This is a genomic window from Agarivorans sp. QJM3NY_25 (assembly GCF_050870875.2).
In the GTDB taxonomy this organism is placed as follows: Bacteria; Pseudomonadota; Gammaproteobacteria; order Enterobacterales; family Celerinatantimonadaceae; genus Agarivorans.
Map to the genome: position 1 here is coordinate 434,360 of NZ_CP194041.2, position 17,568 is coordinate 451,927.

Below are 17,568 nucleotides of genomic sequence, written 5' to 3' on the forward strand. Positions count from 1 at the left end.
TAACCTACAACTTGCATTAAATTAGCCCGGCGAACCGGGCTGAATATGATATCGAGAAAGGGCTTAGCCGAGTTTGCTCTTATCGCGTACAGCACCCTTGTCGGCGCTGGTGGCGAAGTGAGCGTACATCTTCAGTGAAGTGCTCACTTCACGCTCCCGTCCCACTGGGCGCCAGGCGTCACTGCCTTTGGCTTGCATTGCGGCGCGGCGTGTGGCCAATTGCTCTTCGCTCACTTCCAGTACAATGCTGCGCTCAGGAATGTTGATATCGATGATATCACCCTGTTCAACTAAACCAACCACGCCACCACTGGCGGCTTCTGGCGAAATGTGGCCAATTGACAGACCCGAGGTACCACCAGAGAAGCGACCGTCGGTTAGCAGGGCACATTTTTTACCTAAGCCCATGGATTTAAGGTAAGAGGTTGGGTAAAGCATTTCTTGCATGCCGGGGCCACCTTTTGGGCCTTCGTAGCGAATTAACACCACGTCACCCGCTTTGACCGTACCATCCAAGATCCCGGCAACTGCATCATCCTGGCTTTCAAAAATACAAGCCGGGCCGCGGAATACCAAGTTGTCGTCATCGACGCCAGCAGTTTTCACAATACAGCCGTCCAGAGCAACGTTTCCTTTTAAGACTGCCAGGCCTCCTTCCAGGCTGAAGGCATTCTCCAAGCTACGAATACAGCCTTCGGCACGGTCGGTATCGAGTTCATCCCAGCGGCAATCCTGGCTAAAGGCTTGGGTGGTGCGAATACCTGCAGGACCCGCGCGATAAAAATCTTTCACGGCCTGATCCTGAGTTTGCATTACATCCCATTTAGCCAGCGTTTCAGCGAGGGTTTCGCCCATGATGTTGGGCACCTCACGGTGAATGAGACCGGCGCGATCCAGTTCACCGAGGATGCCCATAATGCCACCGGCGCGGTGTACATCTTCCATATGGTATTTATTGGTTGAGGGGGCAACTTTACACAGTTGAGGCACTTTACGGGACAATTCGTCCATATGCTGCATGGTGTAATCCACGCCAGCTTCCTGAGCAATCGCGAGCAGGTGCAACACGGTATTGGTGGAGCCACCCATGGCTACGTCAAGGGTCATGGCATTTTCGAAGGACTCGAAGGTTGCAATAGAACGGGGTAATACGCTGGCATCATCTTGTTGGTAGTAGCGAGTGCACAAATCGACGATGCGTTTACCGGCATTTAAGAACAGTTGCTTGCGATCGGCGTGGGTGGCAAGCATTGAGCCGTTGCCCGGCTGGGCTAAACCGAGTGCTTCCGCCAGGCAGTTCATCGAGTTTGCGGTGAACATGCCAGAACAAGAACCACAGGTAGGGCAGGCGCTGCGTTCCACTGCTTCGCTGTCACTATCGGAAACATTTTTGTCGGCGCCCATCACCATGGCGTCCACCAAATCGAGTTTAATGATTTGGTCGCTCAGTTTGGTTTTACCGGCTTCCATTGGTCCGCCCGAGACAAAAATCACCGGAATGTTGATCCGCATTGCGGCCATTAACATCCCCGGTGTGATTTTGTCACAGTTAGAAATACAGACCATGGCATCGGCGCAATGCGCATTCACCATGTATTCAACCGAGTCAGCAATCAGATCGCGAGAGGGTAAGCTGTATAACATGCCGCCGTGGCCCATGGCGATGCCGTCATCCACCGCGATGGTATTAAACTCTTTGGCAACGCCGCCTGCTTCTTCAATTGCGCCAGCCACCATTTGACCAAGATCTTTTAGGTGAACGTGACCCGGGACAAACTGGGTGAATGAATTCACCACTGCGATAATCGGCTTACCGAAATCTTCTTCTTTGGTTCCCGTTGCACGCCATAGGGCACGGGCTCCGGCCATGTTACGGCCTTCGGTTGTGGTGGCACTTCGCAGTTTAGGCATTGCTGTTTACTCCGTTAATCTGGTTTGCGTTTGCATATTTGGGTTTAGGCCATGACCACTTTGGCAGCGGGCATCACCTGTAATTGTTGTATGGTGACTTGCTCAACGTCGAATAATTTAATCAATTGATTATACAGCTGAGCGACCGGACGCTCACTGCTTACTGTGAGTTCAATTGAGTAAATTTTCGCGTTGAGTTCAATATTCATCGATTGTACTAAAAAACCGCGGTGACGTGTCACCCGTAATACACGTTCCAGTACATCGGCTTGGTTACGGGTTTCGATTGTGAGTGCATGTTCCATTAGCATTCCTCCATCATTTTGTCGTTGGCGACCCCAGGTGGTACTAGCGGCCATACATTCTCTTCGGCATCGATTAAAACGTGCAGTAGGTAGGGCCCTTGACTGTTGAGCATTCTATCTAAGGCAGCTGGGATCTCTATTTTATTGCAAATGGTTTCACCGGGAATATCGAAGGCGGAAGCCAATTTTACAAAATCAGGGTTGTCATCGAGGATGGTTTCACTGAAGCGACCATTAAAAAACAAGTTTTGCCACTGGCGTACCATACCCAAACGATTGTTGTCGATAAGCAGCATCTTGACCGGTAACTGAGCACGTTTAATGGTGGTCAGCTCTTGTACGTTCATCATGAACGAACCATCACCGGAGACATTAATTACGGTATCGTTGGGGCGGGCAAACTGAGCGCCAATGGCTGCTGGCAGGCCAAAGCCCATGGTCCCCAAACCGGCGCTAGACAGGTGGTTTTCGGGGCCGTTAAATTGCATGTGCTGGGCGACCCACATCTGGTGCTGACCCACATCGCAGGCAACCACGGTGTCTTGGTCGATCATTTGGCTGAGTTGATGCAGCATGCTGGGCGCGAAGATATGCTCGCCCGGATGGTCATAGCGCCAGGCAAAATCATGTTTACGTTGGGTGACCAGCTCGCGCCATGGCTGAATATCACACAAGCAGTGCAGTGCCGGCAATGTGAGTTTTAAGTCGCTGCTTAAGGCTACATCGGGTTCTCGGCGTTTACCAAACTCACTAGCATCAATATCGAGGTGGATCACTTTGGCGTGAGGGGCAAATTCATCGAGTTTACCAGTGACCCGATCGTCGAAGCGAGCCCCAATGACTAATAAGACATCGCATTCCTGAACGCTGAGGTTGGCGGCTTTGGTGCCGTGCATGCCTAACATGCCGAGGTAACAAGCTTGCTGCTCGGTGATGGCTCCAATGCCTTTGAGGGTGCTGACACTCGGGATCTGAGTGTAATCTAAAAACGCGCGTAATTCGCTAACCGCGTTCGCCATGCCGACGCCGCCGCCGACATAGACGATGGGCTGCTTGGCTTGACTGAGTAGGCGTTTCGCCTGCTTGAGTGCATCCGTTTCTGGAGGATTGGTCTGCAGGGCTGGGGCGAGGTAGGGCAGGCTCTCTTCAATTTCGGCTAACTGAATGTCTTTAGGCACATCGATTAACACCGGACCCGGGCGACCACTGGTGGCGATGACAAAAGCTTGTTCAATGGTGCGTTTGAGCTCGCTGATGTCGGTAACCATGAAGCTATGTTTGGTCACGGCCAGGGACATGCCTAAAACGTCGACCTCTTGAAAGGCGTCGGTGCCGATCACTGGCTGGGCAACCTGTCCAGTAATGGCCACCAGCGGAATTGAATCGAGCTGAGCTTCGGCAAGGCCGGTGACCAGGTTGGTTGCGCCGGGGCCAGAGGTGGCTATACATACCCCGACTTTGATGCCGCGGTTAGCGCCCGCTCTGGCGTAGCCCACCGCCGCCATTGCTGCGCCCTGCTCATGGCGGGTCAGCATATGTTTAATGCCTCCGTCGTAGAGCGCATCGTAGAGCGGCATAATTGCGCCCCCCGGATAACCAAAGACTTGTTCTACGCCCTGTTCTTTTAGAGCCGCTACAATTTGTTGAGCACCATTCATTCCCATTTCCTTTCCGCCGTTAACAAAAAACCCCCGAGCTTTGCAGCGCGGGGGTTTGGTGTTGTTTGCTTATTTCAGTTACAACAGCGCATCCCCGCGCGGTGATAAAATAATCACCACAAGGACGACGCTAATGACTAGAGCAACTGAAAAAGACATATTTAATAATTTTCCTCGAACAATAGGCTACAAGTATCACAGGATAAAATATGATTCAAGCTTGCTTTTCTTCCGCAAAGTTCCGCTGGCTGTTGGATAAATAAACGAATTGTAGTTTGATTTGCTAATTAAGTGTGATCCATCAGTTCTATATTCCAATTTGTTGTTTTTTACTGGTTATTTATATTGCATTTACAGCATAAAATTAAGTCGATTTTTCTTGGTATTAATTCATTTTTTAGTGGGAGGGGTGGCTGCTGGGGCAATCAGTGAGGGTTTTGGGCATCGCTGATAAACATGCTAATGTGAGACATATCTGTATTGTATTTAAGGATATGCCATGACCGAAAAAGAAAAGATGTTAGCTGGTAAGCTGTATTTGGCCTTTGATGGCGAATTGGTTGAGGAGCGACACGAGGCGAAGTCTTTATGTTACGAGTTAAATCTACTGCATCCAGAAGAAGACCTGCGGTCGGAAGTGCTGGCAGAACTGCTGCCAAACAGCCTTGACCCATGGATTGAGCCCACATTTTTTTGTGATTATGGTTATAACATTACTACCGGAAAGAATTTCTACGCGAATCATGGTTGTGTGATCCTCGATGGCGCTCCGGTAACCATCGGTGATGACGTGATGTTTGCCCCAGCAGTACATATCTCTACGGCGACACATCCTTTAAATAGCCAACAACGCTTAGCGGGATTAGAGCGTGCTTTGCCAGTCATCATTGGAGACCGGGTATGGGTAGGCATGGGAGCGAATATTTTACCGGGGGTGAACATTGGCGACGATGCCGTGATCGCCGCCGGGGCGCTGGTAAATAAAGATGTTGCAGCCAGAACGGTGGTGGCTGGCGTACCTGCCCGGTACGTACGAGACGTTCCCGAGCAAGCAGAAGATTAGCTCGGTGTAAGTAGAGCCTTAGGACTCGCTTTGTTTCACCACATTAAAGTTGTTCCAGGCCTGCGAGCAAGGCATCACTTCTAAGCTGTTAATGTTGATATGGGCGGGTTGGCTGACGATCCAATAAATGATGTTGGCGATATCTTGCGGCTGTAAGGCATTGCTGTTGCCATACAGCTGGTCATATTTTTGCTGGTCGCCAGCAAATCGTACCAAGCTGAATTCACTTTCCGACAGACCCGGCTCGAGGCTGGTGACTCGCACGCCGGTGCCCACTAAATCGCAGCGTAAATTCCGCGAAAACTGCGCCACAAAAGCCTTCGACGCGCCGTAAACATGGCTGCCGGGATAGGGCCAGTTAGCAGCAATCGAGGCCAAGTTAATCACTGAGGCGACTGGTTGCTGGCTTAAGCTTGGCAGTAAGGCGTGAGTCACATTCACCAGCCCGGTGACATTGGTATCGATCATGGTGTGCCAGTCGCTCAATTTGGCCTGTTGGCTTGGGTCGGTGCCCAGAGCTAAACCTGCATTGTTGATCAGCACACTTACTTGCTTGAAGTTTTCTGGTAAGTCGGCGACTAAATCGGCCACTTGCTGGCTGTCGCGTACATCCAGGCTGGCGTAGTGAACCGGGCATTGCGAGCCCAAGTCATCGGCTAGCTGGGCTAAGCGCTCCAGGCGTCGTCCGGTGAGGATCAGCGGCCAGCCATGCTGAGCAAATAACTTGGCGCAGGCCAGACCAAAGCCCGAAGTTGCACCGGTAATGAAGACGCAGTTGTTCATAGTTAATTCCTTGTTTTCATGCTGAGCTGCAGAGGGTCGCCCTCGTCTCGCTAAAGGGCTTATTTGATGAAACTCAGCTTAACGAAGTTAGTTCTGCTCGTTATAGAGCCAAAAGGTTGAACCGAAGGGACCAAGGCACTGACCGCATCGTGAGTGAGAAAAAGCTTGAAGATGTCGTACTTTCGCACTGCCAAGGGCGCTTCGCGTTACACATTTACATCCCAGGATTCGGTGGGGCAATGGTGCGACGTTAAGCCCAGGGCTATGGCGTTTTGAATCCAGATTGGCAGAGGGGGCGATTCCCTTAGGTTAAACATTACCGAAGTAGACTATTTGGCTGCAGGGGCTCGCGTGCATTTTTACTTTATGCTTCGGATATCTTGGGCTTATCAAAATGCTGCAACACAAAATCTACGAGTAGTCTCACCCGGAGTGGTAAGTTATTTCGGTCACGATATAACATTGATAGGGTACGGGCTTGGCTGCGCCATTCTGGGAGCACTTGCTTTATTTCTCCTCGTTCAATCATCGGCAAAGCAAAATAATCTGGAATATAACCAATACCTAATCCAGCTTTCACGGCATTTGTCATTAGCAATATTTCATTCACCTCTAGGCGCACTGATTGAATCGGATGGTGATTAAACTCTTCTCCACTGGCCTTGTGAACGAGTTGCCAAGGAATCATAGGACGGCAGATCACCGTTGAATGGGCGCATAGTTGCTGGGGCTGGGTGATGTTGTAGCTTGGGTGCTCTGGATGACAGCATAAGATAAAGTGTATCTGTTTTAGGGGGCGGATGATCCAATGTTCAAGGGCCGGATTACCGACCCGAAAAGCCACGTCTACCGCTGCCGCTTCAATATCCGTTAAGGCATTTGAAAAACTTAAATCTAATTTGATATCAGGGTATTGCAATAAGAAATCATAGAAGATTGTTTGTAAAAACTGTGCGCCAGCATTGACGGGTGCGGTGATTCTAATTTTGCCTTTAGGTTGATGCTTTTCTTGATGTAGATCTTCATCGATATCATTCAGTTCCTCAAATAAAGAACTTGAACGCTGAAAATACTGCTCGCCAGTATGAGTTAAGGAGACACGATGTGCATCCCTATTCAATAGTCTTAATTGGAGATTTTGTTCCAATTGGCTAATTCTTCGGCTTAAGGTTGATAGGGGCATCCCTAAGTGGTTTGCGGCTTGTTTGAAGCTGCCAAGTTGAGCTACGGCACAAAAACAACGTAAATCGTCAAGAGAATAAGTAGGTTTCATAAATGGAATTTACCGTCTTAGTTTTGCTTCTTTATCCAGATAATAAAATCAATACACTATGCTTCATGTTTTGACAAGTCGCTAGGAGTGACCATGACTTTTTCTTCCACTACCAAAGCAGTTGTGTTGCTTGTTTTCTGTACCTTTTTTTGGGGGAGTTGCTTTCCTATTGGTAAACATGCATTAAATGAAGTGCATGCTTTAACCTTGGTTTTTTGGCGATTTGTAATTGCAGCAGGGTGTTTACTTATTTATTTGCTGTGGGCTGACATGCAGAAACTGAGTCTATCTTTAAACCAGTGGCTATGGGTGGTTACGGTCAGTGTAATCGGTGTGGGTGGGCTTAACTTAGGTTTATTTACTGGACTAACTTATACCAATGCAGCCAATGGCTCACTGATTATGGCTTTAAGCCCATTAATGACCTCGCTGATTGCTTGTATTGTGTTACGTAAATTACCATCTTTTGCGCAATGCCTTAGCTTGTTGGTTAGCTTATCGGGAGTCTTGTTGGTGGTCACCAATGGGCATCTTGAAACGCTCGTATCAATGAAAATTAACCATGGCGATAAACTGATATTTTTGGGGATGCTGGCTTGGAGCCTGTATACCTACTGTAGCCAAGGGATCAGCCGTTGGATGCCGGTTATTCCATATACCTTGCTTGGGATGCTGAGTGGTGCTTCTGTGATTGGTCTGATGTGCTTGCTTACTCCCAATGTTCATCCGCTCACTGAAGTGCTTGAAGGCTCTTTGCTGAGTGTTCTGGATCTAGTATATATTGGTGTTTTTGGCACTGTTGCCGGGTACTTGCTGTGGCTGAATGGGGTTCGTCATCTCGGTGCATCGAATGCCTCGCTGTTTTTCAACCTGGTTCCGATATTTGCTGTTTTCACTTCGTTCCTGATGGGGCAGGCGGTCACTCAGCTTCAATTACTAGGTATTTTAATTGTGATTGCGGGACTGTTGCTCCCACGCCTGATGTTGTTAAAACGAGCACCTGTCCAGCTATAATGCCGAATCACAAAAGGTGCTTTAAAGATAGTTGGAGGGTGCTCAGCAAAGAGACGTGAATTTTGGATAATCTTTGTAAGCACCCTTGCTTGGCTAGGCGTGCTTGGCGAGCTTGCTGTGCTGTAATTGCTTGAGCACATTGCCGAGTTGCGCCAGGCCAGTTTCAATTTTGCTGTTTTCAATTGCTGAAAATCCTAAACGAATATAATTTTTGGGCGCATGCTCTTCGGCAAATAGGCTATCGCCAGATTCCACTAAAATCCCCTGTTTTGCTGCTTCGATGACCAGTTCTGTACTTGCGACATTGCTTGGTAATGCCAACCAAAAGCAGAAACTTCCTGGGGTGGCGTGCAGTTCGCATTGACCCAGGTGCTGTTGTAAGCCCTGATACATAAATTGCCATTTCTGTTCATAAACATGGCGCATCCGGCGCACATGACTATCGTAATAACCTTGACCAATAAATAGCGCGGCGGTGCGCTGGTTATTGGCGGGCGGGTGGCGGTACATCAGCCGGCGCAGTGCACGCAATTCTGCGACCAGTTGTTTATTGGCAACAAGGTAGCCAAGCCGTAAGCCCGGAGAGAGTGATTTAGATAGGCTACCGATGTAGATGACACGACCATGTTGGTCGATACTTTTGAGCGCTGGTAGAGGTTGTGCCTTAAAGTTTACTTCACTCTCATAATCATCTTCAATTAGTACAAAATCGTCCGCATTGGCCTGTGCTAAAAGCGCCTTGCGTCGTTCAATGGGCATGGTGACTGTTGTTGGGTATTGATGGCTGGGCGTAATACAGACATAGTCACACTGACTTAGTTGTGGACCTAATTGCAGGCCTTGTTCATCGAGAGTTAATGGGATGGGGCGCGAACCACACTGATTAAAAATATGTCGTTGATCGGCATACCCTGGGTTCTCGACCCCTACCTTAACGTCCTCTGTGACTAATAATGAGGCGAGCAGGTACAGTGAGTTTTGAGTGCCAAGGGTGATCAGAACTTCTTCGTTGCTGGCGGTAATGCCACGCTTGGATAAAATCTGTTGGCGTATTTGGGTGACTAATTCTTTATCGTCGACGTCGATGTAATCTTCGACCCAGTCTTGTACGCAATTACGGTTTTGCGCGATCCGCGAACATTCACGCCATTGATAGATTGGAAAGTGGCTTGGTTCTATTTGTCCATAAATGAAGGGATAGGGGTAGCGTAGCCAATTTTTATCTTTATTTAAGGTGCTAAAAGATGCAGGGGTGCTGCGTAGCCTTTGTTGCCAATTTACCTGAGTCTGGTCCAATGCTGGGCGAGATTGCACCAATTTGAGAGCGGGTTGTTGCGCTAATTCGGGGTTGACATAAAAGCCGCTCCGCTCATGTGCGATTAAGTAACCTTCATCCACCATGCTCTCGTACACCAAGACTACGGTGTTGCGCGATACCTTGAGTAGCTGAGCGAGCTTACGGCTTGAAGGAAGCGCCTTGGCGCCAAAGTAGTCATGTTGAATTAGCTCGACTAATCGCTCTCTGATTTGCTGTTGTAAACTTCTACCTGGGCGAAGTTCAATGTTCATCATCAAGTCATTCATGCCATACATCCTATGAAACTCGCTAGAGATATTATCGTTCTCTGCGCTTTACAGGTGATTGTCTGCAATTTATTGGCCAAATTGACGGATTATCGTTTGTGATTTCTTGGACCTGCAATTGAAAAAAATTGGCCCTATAGCTGGTTTTTTACAGGCAGTAACTTAAAACAACACGCATCGTGTCAGGTTCAACAAGGAGTTAACAATGAAACAGCTAAAGATAAAAACGGCGATAGCGGCTTTGGCCACTTTGATGCTGGCATCGACGGCAAGCGCTAAAGACGTCACCATTGGTTATCAGGGGATGTTTAATCCATGGAAACACGCGATTAACGAAAAATTGGTGGAAAAAGAGACTGGCTATACCATCAAATGGCGTCGCTTTGACTCGGGCGCGAAAGCAATGACGGCAATGGCTTCGGGTGCTTTGGATATTGCATCCGCGGGCTCCAGCCCCATCGCCAGTGCCGTGAGCCGAGGCGTTGATATAGAACTGATTTGGATTTTAGAAAATATCGCAGATGCGGAAGCCTTAGTGGTTCGCGATGGATCGGGAATTAATGCACCTTCAGATCTAAAAGGTAAACGGATTGCAGTGCCATTTGTATCTACGACTCACTTCCATGCCTTGTTTGCTCTAGAGCAATTTGGCTTAAGCGAAAAAGATGTTCGGCTGATTAATATGCAACCCAACTCGATTGCCGCAGCTTGGCAGCGAGGTGATATTGATGGTGCCTTTATTTGGGATCCAGCTCTGGGAAAAATTAAACAAAGCGGTAAGGTGTTGATTACTTCTGCAACTTTAAGCGCTTGGGGAAAACCGACCTTCGACGGCCTCGTGGCAAATAAAGAGTTCGCCGCGGAAAACCCTGATTTTGTCAGCAAAATGATTAAGGTTGTTGCAGATTTAGATGCCGATTATCGAGAGCATAAAACCAGCTTTGATGCCTCCAACCCAATCGCACAATCGATCGCTAAAATCAGTGGTGGCGATGTGAACACGGTGGCCGAAGTATTAGACCTATACGAGTTTCCAGACATGAAAACCCAGCTTTCTTGCAGTTGGTTAGGTTGTGGTGCCGAGGGTGGTGCCAGTAAGTCGCTCAAATCAACTTCTGAGTTTTTGAAAGAGCAAAAGAAAATTAATGACCTCATGCCAGACTATAGCAAGTTTGTGAATCCCTCATTTGCCGCTGCTGCCGCAAAAATGTAAGCCGAACAGGTGAGTGATACAGGAGACTTAAAATGAATACGCTGGAAATTCACGATGTATCGGTAGTCTATCCTGCAGCCCAAGGCGGTGATCCGGTTACCGCCTTATCTGAGGTGAACTTAAACATTGAGCAAGGTGATTTTGTGGTTGCGCTGGGTGCATCGGGGTGCGGCAAAACCACCTTACTCAATTTGATCGCTGGTTTTATTTCGCCGACAAAGGGCTACTTAACGCTGGGAGACAGTGTGATAGAGGGCTATCCCAGGGTGGCCTGTGGTTTGGATATTGGGGATGAAATTGTCGGGCCTGGGGCTGACCGCGGTGTGGTTTTTCAAAAACACGCACTGTTGCCGTGGTTGAATGTGATTGAAAACACCGAGTTTGGCTTAAAACTGCAAGGTGTAGACAAACAACAGCGCCGCGAGCGCGCTGCCAGCTATTTAAAATTGGTGGGCCTGGAAGATTTTCATCAGCACAAGGTTTATCAGCTTTCCGGCGGGATGCAGCAACGGGTGGGGATCGCCCGAGCGCTGACCAATAACCCAGAAATGCTGTTACTCGATGAGCCCTTAGGTGCCTTGGACGCCTTAACGCGAGAGTCTTTGCAAGAACTGTTGTTAGACGTATGGCGCGAAACCAACAAAATGATGTTTTTTATTACCCATAGCGTAGATGAGGCCTTGCTGTTGGCGACGCGTTTAATTGTGATGTCGCCTCGTCCCGGGCGAATTACCCATGAGTTTAAAATCGATTTCAATCAACAATTTTTAGCTTGTCGGGATGCCCGCAAGGTGAAATCGAGCGCCGCCTTTATTGCCATGCGAGAACAGGTACTAGCGATTATTCATGGCGATGAAGCAGCCGTTGCCTAAGGAGCAGATTATGACCACAAATACCATTGACGCCAGCCATCTGAACCAAGCTGAGTCGGAACGCCCGTCGGCGGACTATATTGCGGTGCCTGCTCACCAGAAGCAGCTTACCCCGCTGGCCCAAAAAGTACTACATACCACACAGCAAATCGGAGCCAGCAAAGCGGTCCCGAGTGGTGAGTACTTTGGCACCCCTGGTGCTGGAGACAGTAAGCTCATCGCGCTGTGTTCTACTTTATTCTGTCTTAGCTTGTGGGCCTTGGTCACCGAAGCAGGCATGATCAAACCGATGTTTTTACCTTCCCCTTTCGACGTATTAGCGCGCTTATGGGATGTGTTAATTGACGGCTTTGCAGGGGCTACGCTGGCAGAGCATTTAGGGGCGAGCTTAAGTCGGATCTTCGGCGCGTTTTTGTTAGCCAGTTTGATTGGGATCCCACTTGGGGTGGCCATTGGCTGTAGTCGAGTGATTCGTGGCATGTTTGATCCCTTGATTGAGTTTTATCGACCGCTGCCTCCTTTAGCTTACTTACCACTGGTGATCATTTGGTTGGGGATTGATGAAGCGAGTAAAGTCACGCTGATCTTTCTGGCGATGTTGGCACCAATCGTTCTGAGTGCTCGTTCAGGGGTGAGTTCGGTGCGAATCGAACAAATTCAAGTGGCTTATTCAATGGGGGCAAGTCGCTGGCAGGTGGTGACGCAAGTGATCGCCAAAGGCGCTCTGCCAGATATTATGACCGGTATGCGGATCGCGATTGGTTTTGGATGGACGACGCTGGTGGCTGCAGAAATGGTTGCCGCCGAGCGAGGTATCGGCTTTATGGTGCTGAACGCATCTGAGTTTTTAGTGACCGACGTGGTGATTGCTGGCATCGTGGTGATTGGGATCATTGCCTATTGTTTTGATCTGATGATGCGCTTCCTCGAAAGCAAATTGATCCCATGGAAGGGTTATAACTAAATACTGATGTAGCGTAAAGATTTAGCTTTGACATGTTGTTTGCCCGGTTCGCCGGGCTTTTTTATATATGGGACCAATATAAGGGCAAATATTATCAGCCCCAACCAGAGGCTTTTTAGGCGTGATATATCGATTGAGCTGTGAGCGAAAGGCGGTTGCTTGATTAAATGTTCTTGAGTGGGTATTTGAAGTTTGACCATGGGCGTTGGGCGTTGCATCGTAATAAAGTTATATCCGGTTTGTGCTGCGGTGTTTATTCTGAACTCAAGTTAATTTTACAGTTTCATATTAACGACACATTTGTGAGTTAGTACTTTGTTTTTCAAAGAAAAGGTGCATACTGGGCAGCTTGAAAATAAATTGAAGAGGTTAAAAATCGTCATGTCTATCGACTCGACAATTCTAGGCTATTTCGCTGCATTTTGTACTACCTGTGCTTTCATTCCACAGGTGATCCATACTTGGAAGACCAGAGATACCAGTTCGATATCGCTCGGTATGTATGCGCTGTTCGTATTAGGCGTTTTCTTATGGTTGGTTTATGGCATTTTACTCGAAGATTTACCGATTATTATTGCTAATATCATCACTTTCACCCTCGCATCGGCAATTTTGTTGTTGAAAGTGAAAGATTCTTTCGGCAAATAAATCGCAAGTATTGCAGGAAGAGCTTGGTTGTCGATTATTTCCAGTTAAATTCACCATTAAGTGTATTGCATTCCAGCAACGAGTTCTCGGCATCGTCGATATATATTTGTTGCTCAGAGGAAACTGGGTAGCTTAAATAGGCCGAGCATTCGGCACTTTGGCCGTTACCGACCACCACTTTTGTCTGCGGCTTTAAAGTGCAGCGAACCAATTTGTCGAGCGGGGACCATTGGTAACAGATCTCATAGTCGGCGCGGTATTTTGCGATTTCCCCAGAGGGTTGCTGAAACGCCCACCATTGGCCAAATTAACTATTGGGGTTGGTGCTGTTCCATGCTCGATAAACGGTGACTTGAGTGGCAAGCTTACTTCGATAAACTTGTCCCTGACACAGTTTCCCTTGGTTTGGCTTGCCTAAAGCTTGATTTAACAGTTGCTGATCATCAATCACTTCGAATTGGTCTTGCATATCTGCGGGTAGCGCTACACTACCGAGGCATTTGGGCTCTGCTTTGGCGAGGCTTGGTGATTTAATGGTTGTGCTGCTGCAGGCCATTAGCAAGCTGATTAGCAGACTGAAGAATAGGTTTTTCATAGGCGCTTCTGATAGAAAACATAACTTACAATGATTGTAGACCTTTAGTGAATATATTCTAAATATCTAAGTTGAATGCTTGAGACAGGCCACACAAGCTTTGCTTTGTCCGCGCACTAAGCGAAATATAGAGGCGAAGGCTTAGATTTTTGAGGGCGGATTAACCGCCATTTTAAGTTATATATTTCAATTAATTACTAAACCAATCAAAAACGGCTGGAAAAATGAAGTGAGAAGGTTTTAACTGGCGATAATGATCCTAGACAATAAACTAGAAGGAAGCACGATGGCAGAGCAGTATACCCCTCCAACAGTTTGGACGATGGACAATGAAAATGGTGGTAAGTGGGCGAGTGTGAATCGACCGGATTCGGGAGCCCGGCATCAACAGGACCTACCGGTAGGGGAGCATCCCTTGCAGTTGTATTCGATGGGAACGCCAAATGGGCAAAAAGTGACCATTATGCTCGAAGAACTATTGGCGCTGGGCGTGACGGAAGCTGAGTATGACGCTTACTTGATTAACATTGGTGAGGGCGATCAGTTCTCATCAGGTTTTGTCGAGGTGAATCCTAATTCGAAGATCCCGGCCTTGGTGGATCGCTCCGGTGAGACCCCCATTTCAGTATTTGAATCGGGCGCCATCTTACTTTATTTAGCCGAAAAATTTGGCTGCTTGCTGCCCAAACAGCCAGCGGCTAAAGCGGAAGTTTTAAACTGGTTATTCTGGCTGCAAGGTAGCGCACCGTATCTAGGTGGTGGATTTGGACACTTTTATGCATATGCGCCAGAGAAGTTTGAATACCCGATCAATCGCTTCTCGATGGAAGCGAAACGTCAGTTAGATGTGCTGGATAAGCGTTTGGCTCACAATAAATTTATAGCGGGTGAAGAATACACTATCGCAGATATCGCGATTTGGACTTGGTACGGCAACTTGGCACTGGGCAAACTTTATGATGCTGCTGAATTTTTAGATGTAGGCTCTTATCCCCATGTTGTTGCTTGGGCGCAAACCATCGCCGCTCGTGAAGCCGTTCAACGTGGACGTATTGTGAATCGTTCGTCTGGTGAAGCTGGTGAATTCCTTGCCGAGCGCCATAGTGCGGCAGACATCGATCAAGCCTTAAGCAAGCGCTAAATAGACGTTGCTGCTCCCTATTGAGGGGGCAGCCGTTGCCGTTTGTTTCGCGACACTTAAGCGACGGCGCGTTCCGGCCTTAATATATCTTCTCTACTGAAGCACCCATGCCGAGTAAGGCGACTAGCACCATCACCGGTAGGGCGATATGTTTAAAGCTGCGTGGCGGCCAACGATTAAACGCCGTTTGGCCGATCTTTACGGCCAGCATGGTCGGTAATAGCAATATGCCTATGTGGCTAAGTACCTGCCAATTAAACACTCCGCTCACGATTAAGCCCAGCACCGATAACAGCTCGCTCACGATAAAAAACAAAATCATGGTGGCGCGTTGTGTTTGTGGTTTGAGTGGACTCGACAGCATATAACACACCACCATTGGTCCCCCGACCGAAGCGCTGGCGGTGCCTGCACCGGATAGAAAACCAAATAGGACTGCAGTTAAGGGTTTATCCATGTGGGGGAAGCGAATGTTGCAGGCAAGGAATAACGAAAATAGCAAAATGAATACACAAATTGACAGTTTGAGCAATTCTGCTGGCAGTAAAATCAGTAGACCTAAGCCCAGCGGGATCCCCAGTAAAGAGCCGAACATTAGTTTTTTTAAACTCGAATAATCCGCCTGTCGTCGCGCCTGAGACCACAGGCTCAAACTGCACAATAAATCCAGCGACAAAATCACAGGTACACTCTGCTGAGGGGTAAAAAACAGATTCATACCAATGATGGCGATCGCAGCAAAACCAAACCCAGTGAAGCCTCGAACGAAGGCTGCCAGCATGACCACCGGTACCATTAAGCCAATACTGTCCATGCTCACTCCCTAGAGCAAAAGCTTGAGTTTGCCTGCTTTGAAGTTCTTACTATAGGGCCAATGAAACTAAGTGTTAGGCCAGTGTGCTCCCAATAATTTGTTCTTTTTGTCTGGCTCCATGGATTCGAATTGCTGGTCCTAAGCATTGCTGTGTTGCCGAGTTAAGGTCTGTTCATGTTTTATGTCAGTCATTCGTCTCAGGGAGTAGCGATATGTCATTAGTTAATGCCGCGGCCATCGAGCAAGATCGTCAACATGTTTGGCATCACCTTAGCCAGCACAGCGTGTTAGCAACTCAAGATCCAATGGTCATGGTGAAGGGGCAAGGTTCGCGCGTATGGGACGCCAAAGGGAATAGCTACTTAGATGCTTCTGCGGGGGGCGTATGGTGCGTGAACGTAGGTTATGGACGTAGTTCCATCGCTGAGGCGATTAGTCAACAGCTCACCCAACTTAATTTTTTTGCCAGCACCGCAGGCACGATCCCAGCAGCTGAATTTGCCGAAAAACTGTTAGCTAAAATGCCCGGTATGAGCCGCGTTTATTACGCCAGTTCAGGTTCTGAGGCTAACGAAAAAGCCTTTAAGATCGTGCGCCAGATAGCCCATCGAAAATATGGCGGTAAGAAGCATAAGATCCTTTATCGTGAACGCGATTACCATGGGTCAACCATTGCAACCTTAAGTGCCACCGGTCAGGAAGAGCGGCGCATGCAATATGGCCCCTTTGTACCTGGTTTTGTCGAATTTCCGCATTGCTGTGAATATCGGAGTCAGTTTGGCGAGGTGAAAGACTACGGGGTGTTGGCCGCCAAAGAGCTTGAAAAAGTTATACTGCGGGAGGGACCGGATACCGTGGGCGCGGTGATTTTAGAGCCGATTACTGCTGGTGGTGGGGTGATTACTCCGCCTGAAGGTTATTGGCCAAGCATCATGGAAATTTGTAAAAAATATGATGTATTACTGCACATTGATGAAGTGGTTTGCGGTTTAGGTCGTACTGGCGAGTGGTTTGGTTATCAGCATTATGGCATCAAACCTGACATCGTTACTCTGGCGAAGGGGGTTGCCTCGAGTTATGCCGCAATTTCCTGCACCGTGACTACCGAACAAGTTTTCAATGAGTTTATTGCCGACAGCAGCGATCGTGATGCTTATTTTCGCGATATTAGTACCTTTGCCGGTTGTACCGCAGGCCCTGCCGCGGCATTAGAAAATATGCGCATTCTTGAGCAAGAAGAATTGGTGCATAACAGTAAGGTGATGGGCGACTATTTGCTGGCTCAACTCAAGCACTTGCAGAGCAAACATGGGATCATTGGCGATGTGCGGGGTAAGGGTTTATTACTGGGTATTGAACTGGTCAGTGATCGCGATTCGAAAACTCCGGTCGACGAGAGCGTGGCGGTAAAAATTGCGGCGATGTGCATGGCAAAAGGTCTGATCATTGGTCGCACCAACCGTAGCTTCACAAGTTTTAATAATACCCTGTGTTTGTGTCCGGTGCTCACTTTGAGCCAACAAGAAGCAGACTTCATCGTGTCGACTCTCGATCAAGTGTTCGCTGAAATTGCCCGATAATTGGGTCGCAAGAACATTTTTGGCCAGAAACCTGTGACTTGATGGAGCCAAAGCACGCTGCTGTTTTATCAGCAGGGTGCTAGTTTGCTTTGTTTATCGCAGTGTGACTGCTCTTTACGCGAAAAACTTGTTTCGATCGCGGCTCTCATA

At 48.2% G+C, this 17,568-nt stretch carries 16 protein-coding genes; 8 read left to right on the plus strand and 8 right to left on the minus strand.

What is annotated here, in order from left to right; all coding sequences use genetic code 11:
* Positions 1-63: 63 nt before the first annotated feature.
* From ilvD to ilvG, 3 genes are read right to left on the minus strand one after another with little or no spacing between them, the layout of a single operon-like run.
* On the minus strand, positions 64-1,911 hold the full coding sequence (gene ilvD / locus ACRRSW_RS01930; RefSeq protein ID WP_432460731.1) for a dihydroxy-acid dehydratase: 1,848 nt from the start codon (positions 1,909-1,911) through the stop codon (positions 64-66).
* 44 nt (positions 1,912-1,955) lie between these two features.
* Positions 1,956-2,216, minus strand: a complete 261-nt coding sequence (gene ilvM / locus ACRRSW_RS01935) for an acetolactate synthase 2 small subunit (protein WP_432454872.1) — start codon at positions 2,214-2,216, stop codon at positions 1,956-1,958.
* Positions 2,216-3,874, minus strand: coding sequence for an acetolactate synthase 2 catalytic subunit (gene ilvG / locus ACRRSW_RS01940; RefSeq protein ID WP_432460732.1), 1,659 nt, complete (start codon positions 3,872-3,874; stop codon positions 2,216-2,218). Before ilvG ends, ilvM begins: the two co-directional genes overlap by 1 nt.
* Before the next feature lie 499 nt (positions 3,875-4,373).
* Between ilvG and ACRRSW_RS01945 the strand changes: the two genes are divergently transcribed.
* The gene (locus ACRRSW_RS01945) at positions 4,374-4,937 is read left to right on the plus strand and encodes a sugar O-acetyltransferase (protein ID WP_432460733.1); all 564 of its coding nucleotides are present in this window, start codon (positions 4,374-4,376) and stop codon (positions 4,935-4,937) included.
* Between the two features lie 18 nt (positions 4,938-4,955).
* On the opposite strand, the gene ACRRSW_RS01950 is transcribed toward ACRRSW_RS01945, so the two are convergent.
* Complete coding sequence (locus ACRRSW_RS01950) at positions 4,956-5,720, minus strand: SDR family NAD(P)-dependent oxidoreductase (protein WP_432460734.1); 765 nt, start codon at positions 5,718-5,720, stop codon at positions 4,956-4,958.
* Between the two features lie 364 nt (positions 5,721-6,084).
* A complete protein-coding gene (locus ACRRSW_RS01955) occupies positions 6,085-6,993 on the minus strand; it encodes a LysR family transcriptional regulator (RefSeq protein ID WP_432454868.1) in 909 nt (302 codons plus the stop codon).
* A 93-nt stretch (positions 6,994-7,086) separates the two neighbouring features.
* On the opposite strand from ACRRSW_RS01955, the gene ACRRSW_RS01960 reads away from it, so the two are divergent.
* Positions 7,087-8,007 carry a DMT family transporter gene (locus ACRRSW_RS01960; protein ID WP_432454867.1) on the plus strand — a complete coding sequence of 307 codons (921 nt, stop codon included), beginning with the start codon at positions 7,087-7,089 and terminating at the stop codon, positions 8,005-8,007.
* 93 nt (positions 8,008-8,100) lie between these two features.
* Here ACRRSW_RS01960 and ACRRSW_RS01965 read toward each other — a convergent pair whose 3' ends face one another.
* Positions 8,101-9,591, minus strand: a complete 1,491-nt coding sequence (locus tag ACRRSW_RS01965) for a PLP-dependent aminotransferase family protein (RefSeq protein ID WP_432460735.1) — start codon at positions 9,589-9,591, stop codon at positions 8,101-8,103.
* A 205-nt stretch (positions 9,592-9,796) separates the two neighbouring features.
* Here ACRRSW_RS01965 and tauA point away from each other — a divergent pair, with 205 nt between their 5' ends.
* The 4 genes from tauA to ACRRSW_RS01985 all read left to right on the plus strand — a co-directional run bounded on the left by tauA (position 9,797) and on the right by ACRRSW_RS01985 (position 13,288).
* Positions 9,797-10,804, plus strand: a complete 1,008-nt coding sequence (gene tauA, locus ACRRSW_RS01970) for a taurine ABC transporter substrate-binding protein (protein WP_432460736.1) — start codon at positions 9,797-9,799, stop codon at positions 10,802-10,804.
* A gap of 32 nt (positions 10,805-10,836) precedes the next feature.
* Positions 10,837-11,676 carry a taurine ABC transporter ATP-binding protein gene (locus tag ACRRSW_RS01975; protein WP_432460737.1) on the plus strand — a complete coding sequence of 280 codons (840 nt, stop codon included), beginning with the start codon at positions 10,837-10,839 and terminating at the stop codon, positions 11,674-11,676.
* A gap of 10 nt (positions 11,677-11,686) precedes the next feature.
* Positions 11,687-12,640, plus strand: a complete 954-nt coding sequence (locus ACRRSW_RS01980; protein ID WP_432454863.1) for an ABC transporter permease subunit — start codon at positions 11,687-11,689, stop codon at positions 12,638-12,640.
* Between the two features lie 381 nt (positions 12,641-13,021).
* Positions 13,022-13,288 (plus strand): SemiSWEET transporter, encoded by a 267-nt coding sequence (locus tag ACRRSW_RS01985; RefSeq protein ID WP_432454862.1) that lies wholly within the window; start codon positions 13,022-13,024, stop codon positions 13,286-13,288.
* A gap of 307 nt (positions 13,289-13,595) precedes the next feature.
* On the opposite strand, the gene ACRRSW_RS01990 is transcribed toward ACRRSW_RS01985, so the two are convergent.
* The gene (locus ACRRSW_RS01990; RefSeq protein WP_432460738.1) at positions 13,596-13,883 is read right to left on the minus strand and encodes a hypothetical protein; all 288 of its coding nucleotides are present in this window, start codon (positions 13,881-13,883) and stop codon (positions 13,596-13,598) included.
* 286 nt (positions 13,884-14,169) lie between these two features.
* Between ACRRSW_RS01990 and yghU the strand changes: the two genes are divergently transcribed.
* Positions 14,170-15,024: a glutathione-dependent disulfide-bond oxidoreductase gene (yghU, locus tag ACRRSW_RS01995; protein ID WP_432454860.1), complete on the plus strand. Its 855-nt coding sequence runs from the start codon at positions 14,170-14,172 to the stop codon at positions 15,022-15,024.
* A 79-nt stretch (positions 15,025-15,103) separates the two neighbouring features.
* On the opposite strand, the gene ACRRSW_RS02000 is transcribed toward yghU, so the two are convergent.
* The gene (locus ACRRSW_RS02000; protein ID WP_432454859.1) at positions 15,104-15,838 is read right to left on the minus strand and encodes a sulfite exporter TauE/SafE family protein; all 735 of its coding nucleotides are present in this window, start codon (positions 15,836-15,838) and stop codon (positions 15,104-15,106) included.
* A 212-nt stretch (positions 15,839-16,050) separates the two neighbouring features.
* On the opposite strand from ACRRSW_RS02000, the gene ACRRSW_RS02005 reads away from it, so the two are divergent.
* Positions 16,051-17,418: an aspartate aminotransferase family protein gene (locus tag ACRRSW_RS02005; protein WP_432454858.1), complete on the plus strand. Its 1,368-nt coding sequence runs from the start codon at positions 16,051-16,053 to the stop codon at positions 17,416-17,418.
* Positions 17,419-17,568: the final 150 nt, after the last annotated feature.